The organism is Rufibacter latericius (assembly GCF_003721515.1).
Classification (GTDB): domain Bacteria; phylum Bacteroidota; class Bacteroidia; order Cytophagales; family Hymenobacteraceae; genus Nibribacter; species Nibribacter latericius.
On record NZ_RJJD01000015.1, the window covers coordinates 99,374 to 112,599 of the forward strand.

Below are 13,226 nucleotides of genomic sequence, written 5' to 3' on the forward strand. Positions count from 1 at the left end.
TTTCCAACGAAGCGTTCTTTTTGTCTTATCACAATTTTGACAAGCCTAGGGGTTTACGAGCAACTTATACTGAGGTTCACTTTCTGTCCTAAAAGTTATCCACATATGAATAATTGCACGTATTTCTATGTTTTAATATTTAAAAATTTAATTATTCTTTTGTCGGTCTGTGGCTTTTACAAGCGGGTGCAAAGTTAGGCATTAAATTCATAATTCAATTATTCCGTTAGACAATTACTTATAATTAAGTAATAACCCTAAGGTTCTGGTCTCCAATTAATGACAGAAGCCGTTGAATGCGGTATATTGTCAAAAAATTCAATTCTACTTTTATGCGTATCAGTCCCCTGTTATCATCTTTTTTCTTACTCGTAACCCTGTTCTGCCAAATACCCCGGGCGCAGGCGCAGAAGATAAAGTCAGCAGCGTTCTCCTATGCCCCAGAGGCGGCCGGCGACCAGTACAACCAACGCATCCCCAAGAAGGCCTTCGCGGTAAGCCCCACGGATTTTGTGATCCTCAGCCGAAAAGCAGACAACTCGTATGCCCTCATCCGGTACGGTGCCGATTTGAAGGCATCTTGGACCACCCCTGTTTCGTTGCTGGGCAGTGAAACCGTAGAGGCTTTCTCGCACAACAATCAGACCGTTTTACTTATTACGCACCGTGTTCAGGCCGAGCAAGGCAGCCAGGCGCTGTATGGACGGTTGTTTGACGTGAACACCGGCAAAGAGATAAGCCAGACCAAACTACTGGATGCCCCCAGCAAAAGCCGGCGCCTAGGCGTGGCCATCTCCGCAGACGGTTCCAAACTGGTGGCGTATCATTCCATTACCCGAAACGAGGAACTCCAATCCATTAAGGGTACGGTCTATGATGCCTCGCTTACCAAGATCAAAGACAGAACCTATGATTTTGCGGGAGCCGGACAGCAGGTGAGCGCCCAGATTCAGATAGACAACCACGGAAATCAGTTCGTGAGCATCCTCACCAACAATTCCATGCGCCTGAGCGTGCGCCGCTACAACAACCGCGACAATGAGATCAAGGTCATGGAAGTGATGCTGGGCGGCGTATTTGACGGAGAGAAAGTGTACGTGATGGATACTCATTTTCAGTTGCACCAGGACAGCAGCCTGTACGCCGCGGTACTGGTGGCCGAAGAAAAGAAAGGCGAGTACCACAGCCTGAAAATGGTTCGGTTTGACTACGCCGCGGGCAACATGCGCTTCGCGGATGAGTTCCGGTTTACGCCCGAGTTTACCGAAAAGCTCACCAAAGCTACCGGCGCCAAACGAGTAGAAGACCTCTACCTCTCAGATATCCTGATCAGCACCGAAGGTCAGACCCTTATAATTGCTGAGAAAAAATACACCGAAGGCGGCGAGAACAGCGATTACCACGCCAAGGAGCTGCTGCTGTTTGCCTATGACGAGTACCTGCACCCTACCTGGAATTCCGTGATTTTGAAAAACCAGACAGCCCCCGCCGCCGAAGGGTTTGCCGGCATCTCTTACAACGCGCACCTTATTGGCAACCGCCTGCAACTGCTCACCCTGGAAACCATCAAAGGCAAAACCGATCTGTACACGCGCTCCATCCATCTGTTAACCGGCGCCTCTGAACCACCCAAAGCCGTAGGCCTCAATGTAGCCAATGATAAACAGGTAGCCTTTGTAAAAGACTTCACCACGTGGTTAGACGAACGCACCATCACCGCCGTGAACAGTCCGTCCAAAGCCTCGGCAGGTTTACGCCTCAGCCGGATTACCTTCAAGAACTAATCTGTTTTAGGGCTGTTTTCAGGAAAAGCGGCTCAAAGCAGTATTAGTTGATAAAAGAAACACCCATGGAATTCTAGACTCCATGGGTGTTTCTTTTTATCTTAAATCACATCAGGCTTTTACTGGGGTACCGTGAAACTGACACTTGCCCGGGCAGGATATTGCTCCAATCCCTGATTGGCTACCCGCGCCTGGATGGAAAACGCACTTCCGGGAGCAATGCCAGCGGGAACCTGGTAATTGAACAAGAGCGAATCGGTGCGGGTGACTTTGCTGTAGGCGGGTTGATAAGGTGTTTCCCCGATTTTGGTTTCCTGTGTGCCCATGATCATGTAGAACTGAACATCCTTAATCTGCCCCTCAGACCAGTACCGCAAATCCATCGTCAGGTTAGTGCCGGGCGCTACCGCCGTTGAAGCAGGAGTAACAAGCCGAAAGGTGGCAATCTTAGGTACATAGCCCAGATCTTCTTTGATGATTTCTTCCAAGTCCTCGGTAGGGTCTTCATCACAGGCGCTGAACGTGCACGCGAAAGCCAGCAAAGCCAGGGAAAAGAGGTTAAGTATATTTTTCATATTGAGCCCGTTTTTATTGAAACAGCCATAAAACGCCCGTTTGGGTAACGCCCTCAGGCAAACAGGTATTCACACCCGGCTCCTCGTCAGCGAGGTTAGACCGCTGCACCCAGGGATTACCCGGAAGTTGATTGATGACCGGTTTTTGCAGGCCTACATATACGTTTGGGTCATATTGGTAGCGCCGCATATCGGTCCAAGTTTCCATCTGCATGTACAAGGCCAGGTACTTCTGCAGCATGATGTCCTGCAGCGTAAACGTAGCGGAACCCAAGGCAACGGCCGGGTTCGTGACATAAGCGGTAATCTCGGCTTCAGAAGTCCCCACTTTCCGCATGCTGGCCTCGATCCCCCTGAGGTAAGCCGCATACGCCTCCTCCCGGTTGGTGTTGAACAAGGCCTCGGCGATGATGAACTGTATTTCAGCATAGGTAATGAACAAAATAGGCGCCACGGCCCGGGTATGCCAGGAAGTTGGGGTCATGTTCACGTTGGCGGAGGGCTCTCCTATTAGTCTGCCTGGGGTTAGCCCCGTGTAGGTGGTGTTGGTACCCGAACGCGTCATGTAGATAGGTAGACGTGGGTCTGTCACCCCCTGGAACCTTCCGCCTCTTCCGCTTAATAAATCCACCACGTAGGAGCTGGGCTGCATGGGTTTATTTGTGGCATTTCCCAGGAAACCAAACCAAGGGTTAGGGTTCTGTTCTTCATAGACCAGTTGCAAATCATCGGTGTTGGAGGTGAAGGACATGGCTGCTTCCTGGGCTGCCGTAGCCAGAGCTGCCGGATCTTTCTCACTCAAATGCAGAAAATACCTGGCCCGGATGGCGTGGACGGCCTTCGTCCATTGGGCTAAGTCTCCTTTATAGATCAGGTCGTTTTGCACCGTTCGCAAATCTGGTCTGGCTGGCAAAGGCTTGGCTAAATCCGCCAACGCTTCGTCCAGCAGCTTGATGATGTGCACGCGGTACAAATCCTCCATCTTATCATAACAAGGATAGAGGTTAGCTACACCCTGGAGCGCTTGGGAATAAGGGGCATCCCCGAAAATATCGGCCACCGTCATCAGGTTTAACGCCAGCAGCGTTTTGGCAATGCCCGAATAATTGTAGGCTCCCAGGGGTTCGGCTCTGGTGATAATGTCTTGCAGCGTAGGAAAAGCATCGGTGTAGAAAGGCTGCCACAGTTGGTCAAACCCATAAGGCGTAAACTGCCCGATGGCCTGCCCTGTGAGGTACTGCGGATACTGCGCTCCGTATTGAGCAGCCCCGTACTGGGTATTGGCTGTAAACCGCTGAGCAGAGGGAAGCAGCGTGGCGATAGTCGCTTCATCTACCCCTACCCTTCCAGGATCTGAATTCGCGTCCAGCAGATCGTTACAGGCCCCTACAAGGAACACACTCAGGGCCAGGCTTACGCTATAAAGTATCTTTCTCATAAGATCAAAGGGTAACGTTTAGACCGAAATAAATACTTCTGGTTGCCGGAATGTTGGTACCCACGTAGCCAAAAACGTTGCTCCCCGGGCCGTAGGCGCTTTGCTCTGGGTCGAAGCCAATGAAAGGCGACGTCATCCAGAGATTATTGCCGGTCACGGAGGCGGTCACGTTCGTAAAAGGCGTCTTGGCGAGTAAGGTTTTAGGTAGCGAGTAACTCAGGCTCACGTTCTGCAGGCGCAGCACGCTGGCATCCTGGAAACCGTTGAACTCTTTGGCTAACCGGTATCGGAATGCCTGGCTGTAGAGAGTAGACACATCAATCACCACGGGAGTCGTATTCTCCTCCCACACCGGTGCCTCTGTGGTACCTCTGTTGACCACTCCATCAAAGATAACTAGGCGGTTGCGGAGGTCTGTTTCGGCTCCGGTGGGCGACTCACCCCCGGCAGAACCATAGCGCATCCGGCGGTTGATGTCAAATGCCTCGCCACCTTTCCGGAAGTTGATCAGAAAACTGAAATTAAAATTTTTGAAGCTGAAGCTGTTGTTCCAGCCGCCTTCATAGTCCGGGAAAGCGTTCCCGATGTGCGTATCCGAAGCAAGGGGAACCCCCCTCCAGTTATTGTTTACGTCTGGGTATCCGTTGAAAATAACCAGCCGCCCATGGGCCGGATCTCCGGGACTATTCACCCGGCTGAGCGCCCAACCGTACCAGTCACCTGGTCTGCCGCCGGTTTGGATGCGCTGTTTCACCCAAGGCGACTCTGGTTGGAAGGTAATCACATCCACACCCTCGGGCATACTGATTACCTCGCCGCGCAGGCGGGTAAAGTTGAAGATACTGTTCCAACTGAAGTTCCCGGCTTTGAGCACCTCGGCATCTAACACCAATTCCAACACCCGGTTCTGGATTTCTCCGGCGTTGGCTACGTAAGTGGTAAAACCAATCGCCCTACTGGTAGGAATAGGCACAATCTGGTCTACTGAGTTCTGGAGGGCGTAATTGGCATCTAGCTTTACTCTATTTCCCAAGAAAGCCAGTTCCACGCCAAACTCCCACCCTTTGGTACGCTCTGGCCGCAAGGTTTCTGAACCGATGACCTCACTTCGTCTAATTCCCGCAACTCCCAAGAACGGTGCCAAGGTGCTGTAGTAGGTACCCAGCAGATAAGGGGCGGCATCTTTCCCTACCTCCGCGTAAGAAGCCCTGAGCTTTCCGTAGTTAAAAAAGCGATTTTGTGAAATCCCCAGCGTTTCAGAGAAGATATACGCCAGACTCACCGACGGGTAGAAAAAGGATCTGTTCTGCTCCGGCAAGGTAGAAGACCAGTCATTCCGGCCGGTTACGTTCAGGAAGACGGTCTCTTTGTAGTTCAACTTGGCGTCTCCAAACGCCCCGATGATGTTGCGCTCCGTGGGGAAAGACCGCACGGTGTACTGCCCCAAGTTGTTGACGCTGTTGAAGTCCGGCAAAATGAAATTTGATCCAAATCCCGCTACATCGGTGGTGTTGATGGTGGTGATCTGGTTACCCAGTGAAACCGTTAACCCGAAACTCTCGCTGAGCTGGCGTTCTCCGGTTAAGAGCAAGTTGCTGTTGATTTCCTGATAGGTAAGAGTTTGCTCGTTGATACTCCCCCGGGTGGTAGCCGCAATCAACACCGTTGGGCGCGTGATGATGCGCCGCTGGTTGTTATAATAGTCTATCCCGGCACGGTAATCCAGCGAGAGCCAATCGGTGAACTTGTAGTTGAGCCCCATGTTCCCGATGATCCGGTTCAAGTCTTCCTCCTGATAGGCATTCTCCGCAAAGAAGAAAGGATTGTCTAACTGCGTGGCGTACCTGAATTGAGTCCCGTCTGGGTTAAGGTAGTTGAACATGTCTACATCAGGCGCATACCGCGAAGCATATGAAATCACGCCCGAGCCACCCACCCCGTTTCTGGGGTTGAGACTGTTGGAATTGATGAAGTTGGCAGAACCGTCTATCCGCAAGCGCTCAGAGGCTTTCAATGACCCGGTGAGCTTCACGGTGGTGCGGTCGAATTCAGAATTAGGGACGACGCCCGTCTGATCCAACCTTCCCACAGACCCATAGAAGGTGGCCTGCTCTGTTCCGCCCGAAACGGAAAAGTTATTCTGGTACTGGTGCCCGGTGCTGAAAACCTGATCCCATTGATCATAGATACGCTCTCCGGCCGGAATTGGCGGACCATCGGACCGATAATCAGCGGGGTTGTAGATGCCGTTGAACCCTCGGCCGTAGCGATCTTGCATGGGCGGCGTACGATACACATCATCCACGCTCACCGAAGTTCGGAAGTTAAAGGTAGTCTTCCCCGCCTGCCCAGATTTGGTAGTAATAATCACCGCTCCGTTAGACGCCCGCAGCCCATACAACGCCGATGCCGCCGGCCCTTTCAGCACCGAGATGGTGGCAATGTCATCTGGGTTAATGTCTGCAAAGCGGTTGGTGTTGGTGAAGGTCTCGCCGCCACGGCCAACGTTCAAGTCTGCCGGAGTTGCCGTTGGCCGGCCGCCGGTCAGGTCGGTCTGGTTACTGATGGGAATGCCGTCTATCACAAACAGGGGCTGGTTATTGGCATTAGGGTTAAGCGAGTTGATCCCCCGGATCACAATAGTGGCACCTGCTCCGGGTGCACCGCCCGCGCTTTGAATACTCACCCCGGCCACTCTTCCGCGCAGCGCATTCAGGGCATTGGGTTGGTTTGTTTCCTGAATCAAGCGGCTATCCACTTCCTGCACGGCATAGCTCAGTGATCTGCGCTCTTGCTCCACCCCGAAGGCGGTTACCACCACTTCATCCAGTGACCGGGCACTTTCCCGAAGGCCTATGTCAATGGTTTGCTGGTTTCCCACGGGTACTTCTCTGGTTTCATACCCGATGAAAGAGAAAACCAGCACAGCATTGGTTCCTGCCACAGAGAGGGTGTATCGGCCGTCTGAGTCGGTAGTGACCCCATTCGTGGGGTTGCCCTTTTCCAGAACGGTTACGCCCGCGAGCACTTCGGATGTATTACCGGAAGTGACTCTCCCTGAGACCCTGGTCTGACCATAAGCCTGTAAACTGCCTATGACCAAAATTAAGATGAATAGATGTTTTATCATAGTAACTAGTTTAAGGTGAGCTTACTATACAAAATATACTGCACCTAAGGTATAGATACCATATCTAAAAAAGAATATTATTCCCTTAAATATTTAAACAAATCTATTTTTAATTTTTACACACTTAGACGCAAATAAAACCTTCAGATAGAAAGGTTTGCAGAGGTAAAATCCCTGCTAGATGATTGGTTTGAAAAGGAAAGCAGACGCACTTGGATAGATGCAATCGCCTGTCATCAGGCATGGGTGCGGACACGAGCTGGAGGCTCGCGCCAGCGTCAACTGATATAACAGCCTAAAAACAGAAAGCCCCGCCAATTGGCGGGGCTTTCTGTTTTTAGGCTGTTATGGCCAAAATGGCACCTAAACGCAAATTAGTACACGTACTCGTTTGCTTTGATCAACTCAGCAGCAATACGGCGACGGGCTTCTTTGGTATTGAATGGCTCCAGTTTGGTGAAGCGTTTCAGACCGATCAGCAGCAGTTTTTGCTCATCGCCGGGTTCGCTCATAGCCGCGATGGCTTCTTTACCGGCCTTGTTGATGCGGTCAGCGGCATCGTTGATGACTACGCGGACCATGTCCAGTTGACGGGCATGCGCCTCTTCGCCGTCACGGCTCACCAGTTTCTCCACACGCAGCAACGTAGACTCCGCGATGTAGGCCTGGATGGCCATATCCGCGATGTACATCAAGACTTCCTGCTCTTTCTCCAAGGTCATCATGAACTTCTGCACGGCGGTTCCGGCGGTCAGCAGCATGGCTTTCTTGAACTTGCTGATAGCTTTTTTCTCGTAGGCAAACAAGGTAGTGTCTTCGTCCCCGAAATCAGGGATCTCCATCAACTCTTGTTGCACGGCGGCGGCAGGGCCCATCAAATCCAGTTCGCCTTTCATGGCTTTCTTCAAGACCATGTCCACGATGAGCATGCGGTTGATCTCGTTGGTGCCTTCAAAGATACGGTTGATGCGGGCATCGCGGTACGCGCGGTCCATAGGGTAATCGGCGGAATAGCCGTAGCCACCGTAAATCTGCACGCCTTCGTCTACCACGTAATCCAGCACCTCGGAGCTGTCCACTTTCAGGATGGCAGCCTCTACGGCAAACTCACGGGCGGCTTCCAATACGGCCTCGTTGTAGCTTTTACCGGCGGCCAGCAGTTCCTGCTCTTTGTTGTGGATGTCGTGTCCGGCGCGGTACAACGCAGATTCTACCGCGAAGATCCGGATGGCCTGCTCCGCCAGTTTATGGCGGATGGCTCCAAATTTTGAGATTGGAATTTTGAACTGGATGCGCTCGTTGGCGTATTTCACCGATAGATCAGCCACGCTCTTACAAGCGCCCAAACAAGCCGCGGCCAGTTTAATCCGGCCGATGTTGAGGATGTTGAACGCGATCAAATGGCCTTTCCCGATTTCACCAAGTACATTTTCTTTCGGCACTTTGCAGTCGGTGAAGAACACCTGGCGGGTAGAAGAACCTTTGATTCCCATCTTATGCTCCTCATTGCCCAAGCTTAAGCCTTCGGTGCCTTTCTCCACGATGAACCCGGTGAACTTGTCGCCGTCTACCTGCGCAAACACAATGAAGACATCGGCGAAGCCGGCGTTGGTGATCCACATTTTCTGGCCGTTCAGGATGTAGTTATCGCCTTCCACGTCCAGGATTGCTTTAGTCTTGGCCGCCAAGGCATCTGATCCCGAACCCGGCTCAGTCAGGCAGTATGACGAGGTCCACTCACCAGTGGCCAGTTTAGGAATGTATTTAAGTTTCTGCTCCTCGGTACCGAAGTACAGAATGGGCAAGGTCCCAATGCCCGTATGCGCCGCAAACGCCACCGGAAACGAGTGTCCTGGCCCAACCGATTCGGTCACGAGCAAAGAGGAGTTGAAATCCATGTTCAGCCCGCCGTACTCCTCTGGAATAGCCACCCCGAACAAGCCCAGATCTCCGGCCTTTTTCATCAAATCTTCCAGCAGGCCTTCCTCGTGGTTATCCATGCGCTCCACCAAAGGCTGCACCTCGGTGTCCACAAATTGCCGAGCCGTCTCGGCCATCATGCGCTGCTCCTCAGAGAAATCCTCCGGCGTGAAAACGTCCTGGGCGTTCGTCTCCTTAATGATGAACTCCCCGCCTCTCAATGTTCTGCTTACAGTTTCCATATGTTTAGATGCTGTTTATTTTAAAAATTCATAGATACCGGCCACTCCCTGGCCTCCGCCCACACAGGCCGTCACCATGCCGTACTTCTTGTTCATCCGGCGCAAGTCGCTGAAGAGCTGCACGCTCAGTTTAGCTCCGGTACAACCCAGCGGGTGACCTAAGGCAATGGCGCCGCCATTTGGGTTCAGTTTATCCGGGTCGATGCCTAGTTCCCGCATTACCGCAATGGATTGTGACGCAAAGGCTTCGTTCATTTCAATGAAGTCAATGTCCTGCAGGTTCATGCCAGCCATTTTAAGAGCCTTCGGAATGGCTTTCACTGGTCCCATGCCCATGATGCGCGGGTCCACGCCTTCGGCGGCATAGGAAACCAGGCGGGCAATGGGCTCGATGTTCAGTTCTTTCACCATCCGCTCGCTCATCACAATCACGAAGGCGGCGCCGTCTGAGGTCTGGGAAGAGTTCCCGGCGGTCACGCTCCCGTTGGCGGCAAATACCGGCCGTAGTTTGGCTAATTTCTCAATAGACGTATCCGCACGCGGACCTTCATCGGTGTCTACCACATAAGAACGGGTTTTCTTTTTGCCGTTCTCATCCAGATAGGTTTCTTCCACATTGATGGGCACGATCTGGTCTCTGAACCGGCCTTCCTCAATGGCTCTGATGGCTTTCTGGTGGGAGGCATAGGCAAAAGCATCCTGGTCTTCCCGGCTCACCTTGAAGTCATGTGCCACGGCCTCGGCAGTTAAGCCCATGCTCAGGTAATACTCTGGGTGCTCTTTCGCGATCTTGTAGTTAGGGGCAGTTTTCCAGCCTACTACTGGCACCAGGCTCATAGACTCCGCACCTCCAGCGATGATACAATCGGCCATGTCGGACTGGATCTTGAAAGACGCCGTGGCGATGGTCTCAATTCCCGAGCCGCAGTAACGGTTCATAATGGCGCCGGGCACGTTGATGGGCAGAGACAAAAGGGAAATCATACGTCCCATCTGCAGGCCTTGCTCGGCCTCGGGCACCGCATTTCCTACTAGGAGATCATCTACTCTGGCAGGATCCAATTGCGGCACCGATGCCAGCAGATGCTTGATCACATCGGCAGCCAAATCATCTGGCCGGGTGAAACGGAATACTCCGCGGGGCGCTTTCCCCACGGCGGTCCTGAATCCGGCAACTATATAGGCAGTTTGCATTTTCTTTTCTGTTTTTGAGGTGTTTTTATAAAAACAAGCGAAAAACGGGTTTCATTCCTTTTCTCATTCTTAACGTTCTCCCACCTTTTGTCATCCTGAAAGGACCTTGTGGGCGAACTGTAATTTAGCTGGCTATGTACAAGAAACTCATTTTAGGGTTTACTGATTTTATCAACTCTACCTTTGCTTCTCGACCCATCAGCTTTATCTCCTTCTCTCTTTCAATGGCCTGCTCCACATTGGTGTAGCGTTCATAGTACAGCAGTTTGTAGCAGTAGAACTTGCCAGCAAAGGTCTCTGGCTTTCCGCGGTTATCCTTATGCTGTTGCAGGCGCACTTCCAAATCATTGGTGACTCCTGTATAGAGAACAGTCTTACTTGGGTTGCTGATGAGGTAGACAAAGTAGTTATGTTGTTTCATAGCTCCTGCTTGTCTAGTTCGCCCACAAGTTCCTTCCAGGATGACAAAAAAGGATAAAGATTACAAAAAGAGAGAAGCGGTTCTTCGCTCTTAATTCCGCAGTGGCTTACCCGTGGTCAAAATGCTCTTGATGCGTTCCAGCGTCTTGCGTTCGCCGCAGAGACTCAGGAAGGCTTCGCGCTCCAGGTCCAGCAGGTATTGCTCAGACACTTCTGATGGCATAGACAAATCACCGCCGCACATCACGTAGGCCAGTTTCTCAGAGATTTTGCGGTCATGGTCAGAGATGAACCCGGCCGCCTGCATGGCGTGGGCACCAGTGATGAACATGCCCAGGCCACCGCGGCCCTGTACCTTGATGTTGGTTTTAGGCGTTGGTTTGGTGTAACCGGCCTCGGCCAGGAGAATGGCTTCGGCTTTGGCTTCGGCCAGTTGACGGTTGGTGTTGAGGGTGATGCCATCGCCGTGGCGCATAAAACCTAAATCGTAGGCCTCGGCGGCGGAGGTGGATACTTTGGCCGTCCCGATGGTCATGAACACGTTGCGCAGAGCGTTGTACTCAGTGTCGCCTTCTTCGTAAGCGGCAGAGGTGCGCAGGGTCATTTCCTTTGTTCCGCCCCCGCCGGGAATCAAGCCTACGCCAAATTCAACCAGCCCAATGTACGTTTCTGCGGCCGCCTGCACTCTATCGGCGTGAAGGCAGAGTTCGCAGCCGCCACCCAGCGTCAGGCCATGCGGTGCTGCCACTACCGGAATAGCCGAGTAGCGCATGCGCATCATGGTGTTCTGGAACTGCTTGATCATGAGATTGAGCTCATCGTACTCCTGGTCCAGGGCGTACATGAACACCAAGCCCAGGTTCGCTCCCGCAGAGAAGTTAGCAGCCTCGTTGCCTACAACCACTCCTCTGAAGCTCTGCTCCGCTAAGTCAATGCCTTTGTTCAGGCCCTGAATGATCTCGCTGCCAATAGCGTTCATTTTGGAATGAAACTCCACATTGAGAATACCATCACCGAGATCTATAATAGAGCAACCAGCGTTTTTCCAAACGACGTTGGTACCGCGCAGCACATCCAGCAGCACAAAATGCTCGGTGCCCGGAATCTGGCGGTAATCTTTGGTGAGCAGGTCATAGTACTGGCGCTGGTGGTTCTGGCTGCGGTAGAACGTTTCGTGGCCCGCTTCCAGCATGTGGTACACCCACTCTGCCGGTTTGTAGCCAGCTGCTTCCATGGCAGCCACGGTCTCCCGCACCCCTAAGGCATCCCAGGTCTCGAACGGTCCAAGCTCCCAACCAAAGCCGGCGCGCATGGCATCGTCAATGCGGTAGAGCTCGTCAGAGATTTCAGGAATGCGGTTGGTCACGTATTGGAACAGGCCGTAAGACGTCTCCCGGAAGAACTCACCGGCTTTGTCCTGGGCCTGGCTGAACGCTTTGAGGCGCTTGCGGAGGTCTTCAATAGGCTTCAGCATTTCCATGCTCTGGAACCGGACTTTCTGCTTAGGCCCGTATTCCATGGTTTTCAGGTCCAGCGTCAGGATTTCGGTGGCGCCTTCAGCGGTTTTAGTTTTCTTGTAGAAGCCTTGTCGCGTTTTATCGCCTAGCCAACTTTTCTCCAGCATCTGCTGGATGTAGCCCGGCAGTTGGAACAGGTCACGCTTTTCATCGGCTTCGCCGGTTTGGTACAAGCCTTGGGCAACTTTGGCTAGCGTATCCAGGCCCACCACGTCAGAAGTTCGGAAGGTGGCAGATTTAGGACGACCCACTACCGGACCCGTCAAACGGTCTACTTCGTCTACGTTCAGGCCCAGTTTCTCCATCACGTGCAGTACCTGCATGATGCCGTAGATACCTACCCGGTTCGCTATGAAGGCTGGGGTGTCTTTGGCCAGCACGGTGGTTTTACCCAGGTACAGGTCGCCGTAGTTTAAGAGGAAGTTGATGGTTTCGGGGTCCGTCTCCTCGGTGGGGATAATCTCCAGCAATTTGAGGTAGCGCGGCGGGTTGAAGAAGTGCGTTCCGCAGAAGTGTTTTCTGAAATCGTCTGAACGCCCCTCCAGCATAAGGTGGATGGGAATGCCTGAGGTATTGGAGGTAATAAGGGTGCCGGGCTTGCGGAACTGCTCCACGCGCTCAAACACGCTTTGCTTTATCTTCAGGTTTTCTACCACCACTTCAATGGTCCAGTCACAGGTAGCAATGGCGGGTAGGTCATCATCAAAGTTCCCGGTCTGGATGAGGCGGGCATCGGTTTTTTTGTAGAGCGGCGCGGGGTTGGAGGTGATGGCGGTTTGCAGCGCTGTGTTCACAATGCGGTTGCGCACCAGCTTGTTTTCCAGGGTAAGGCCTTTGGCTTCTTCCTCGGGCAGCAACTCACGGGGCACCATGTCCAGCAGCAGCACCTGCACGCCAATATTGGCAAAGTGGCAGGCAATGCGCGAGCCCATAATGCCCGAGCCTAACACCGCCACCTTTTTAATGATTCTCTTCATAGTTACTCTGTTTTAGTATCAAGATGTGC

General features: G+C 52.5%; 8 protein-coding genes. 1 reads left to right on the forward strand and 7 read right to left on the reverse strand.

Going from position 1 to position 13,226, the window contains the following annotated elements:
* Positions 1-332 precede the first annotated feature (332 nt).
* Positions 333-1,784, forward strand: a complete 1,452-nt coding sequence (locus tag EFB08_RS17965; protein WP_123128350.1) for a hypothetical protein — start codon at positions 333-335, stop codon at positions 1,782-1,784.
* Between the two features lie 119 nt (positions 1,785-1,903).
* On the opposite strand, the gene EFB08_RS17970 is transcribed toward EFB08_RS17965, so the two are convergent.
* From EFB08_RS17970 to EFB08_RS18000, 7 genes are all read right to left on the reverse strand, one after another.
* Positions 1,904-2,359: a hypothetical protein gene (locus tag EFB08_RS17970; RefSeq protein ID WP_123128351.1), complete on the reverse strand. Its 456-nt coding sequence runs from the start codon at positions 2,357-2,359 to the stop codon at positions 1,904-1,906.
* Between the two features lie 13 nt (positions 2,360-2,372).
* Positions 2,373-3,797: a SusD/RagB family nutrient-binding outer membrane lipoprotein gene (locus EFB08_RS17975; RefSeq protein ID WP_123128352.1), complete on the reverse strand. Its 1,425-nt coding sequence runs from the start codon at positions 3,795-3,797 to the stop codon at positions 2,373-2,375.
* A 4-nt stretch (positions 3,798-3,801) separates the two neighbouring features.
* Positions 3,802-6,927 (reverse strand): SusC/RagA family TonB-linked outer membrane protein, encoded by a 3,126-nt coding sequence (locus EFB08_RS17980; RefSeq protein ID WP_123128353.1) that lies wholly within the window; start codon positions 6,925-6,927, stop codon positions 3,802-3,804.
* A 374-nt stretch (positions 6,928-7,301) separates the two neighbouring features.
* Entirely contained in the window at positions 7,302-9,089 is a 1,788-nt protein-coding gene (locus EFB08_RS17985; RefSeq protein ID WP_123128354.1) for an acyl-CoA dehydrogenase family protein, read from the reverse strand.
* A 15-nt stretch (positions 9,090-9,104) separates the two neighbouring features.
* Positions 9,105-10,283 (reverse strand): acetyl-CoA C-acyltransferase, encoded by a 1,179-nt coding sequence (locus EFB08_RS17990; RefSeq protein WP_123128355.1) that lies wholly within the window; start codon positions 10,281-10,283, stop codon positions 9,105-9,107.
* A 124-nt stretch (positions 10,284-10,407) separates the two neighbouring features.
* Positions 10,408-10,704, reverse strand: coding sequence for a GIY-YIG nuclease family protein (locus EFB08_RS17995; protein WP_123128356.1), 297 nt, complete (start codon positions 10,702-10,704; stop codon positions 10,408-10,410).
* Positions 10,705-10,794: 90 nt separating this feature from the next.
* Positions 10,795-13,197 carry a 3-hydroxyacyl-CoA dehydrogenase/enoyl-CoA hydratase family protein gene (locus EFB08_RS18000; RefSeq protein ID WP_123128357.1) on the reverse strand — a complete coding sequence of 801 codons (2,403 nt, stop codon included), beginning with the start codon at positions 13,195-13,197 and terminating at the stop codon, positions 10,795-10,797.
* Between the last annotated feature and the right edge of the window lie 29 nt (positions 13,198-13,226).

What these genes read in the sequence shown, in the direction of transcription:
- EFB08_RS17995 (WP_123128356.1), bottom strand. Translation starts at nt 10,704, where the DNA reads ATGAAACAACATAACTACTTTGTCTACCTCATCAGCAACCCAAGTAAG.
- EFB08_RS17985 (WP_123128354.1), bottom strand. Translation starts at nt 9,089, where the DNA reads ATGGAAACTGTAAGCAGAACATTGAGAGGCGGGGAGTTCATCATTAAG.
- EFB08_RS18000 (WP_123128357.1), bottom strand. Translation starts at nt 13,197, where the DNA reads ATGAAGAGAATCATTAAAAAGGTGGCGGTGTTAGGCTCGGGCATTATG.
- EFB08_RS17990 (WP_123128355.1), bottom strand. Translation starts at nt 10,283, where the DNA reads ATGCAAACTGCCTATATAGTTGCCGGATTCAGGACCGCCGTGGGGAAA.
- EFB08_RS17975 (WP_123128352.1), bottom strand. Translation starts at nt 3,797, where the DNA reads ATGAGAAAGATACTTTATAGCGTAAGCCTGGCCCTGAGTGTGTTCCTT.
- EFB08_RS17965 (WP_123128350.1), top strand. Translation starts at nt 333, where the DNA reads ATGCGTATCAGTCCCCTGTTATCATCTTTTTTCTTACTCGTAACCCTG.
- EFB08_RS17970 (WP_123128351.1), bottom strand. Translation starts at nt 2,359, where the DNA reads ATGAAAAATATACTTAACCTCTTTTCCCTGGCTTTGCTGGCTTTCGCG.
- EFB08_RS17980 (WP_123128353.1), bottom strand. Translation starts at nt 6,927, where the DNA reads ATGATAAAACATCTATTCATCTTAATTTTGGTCATAGGCAGTTTACAG.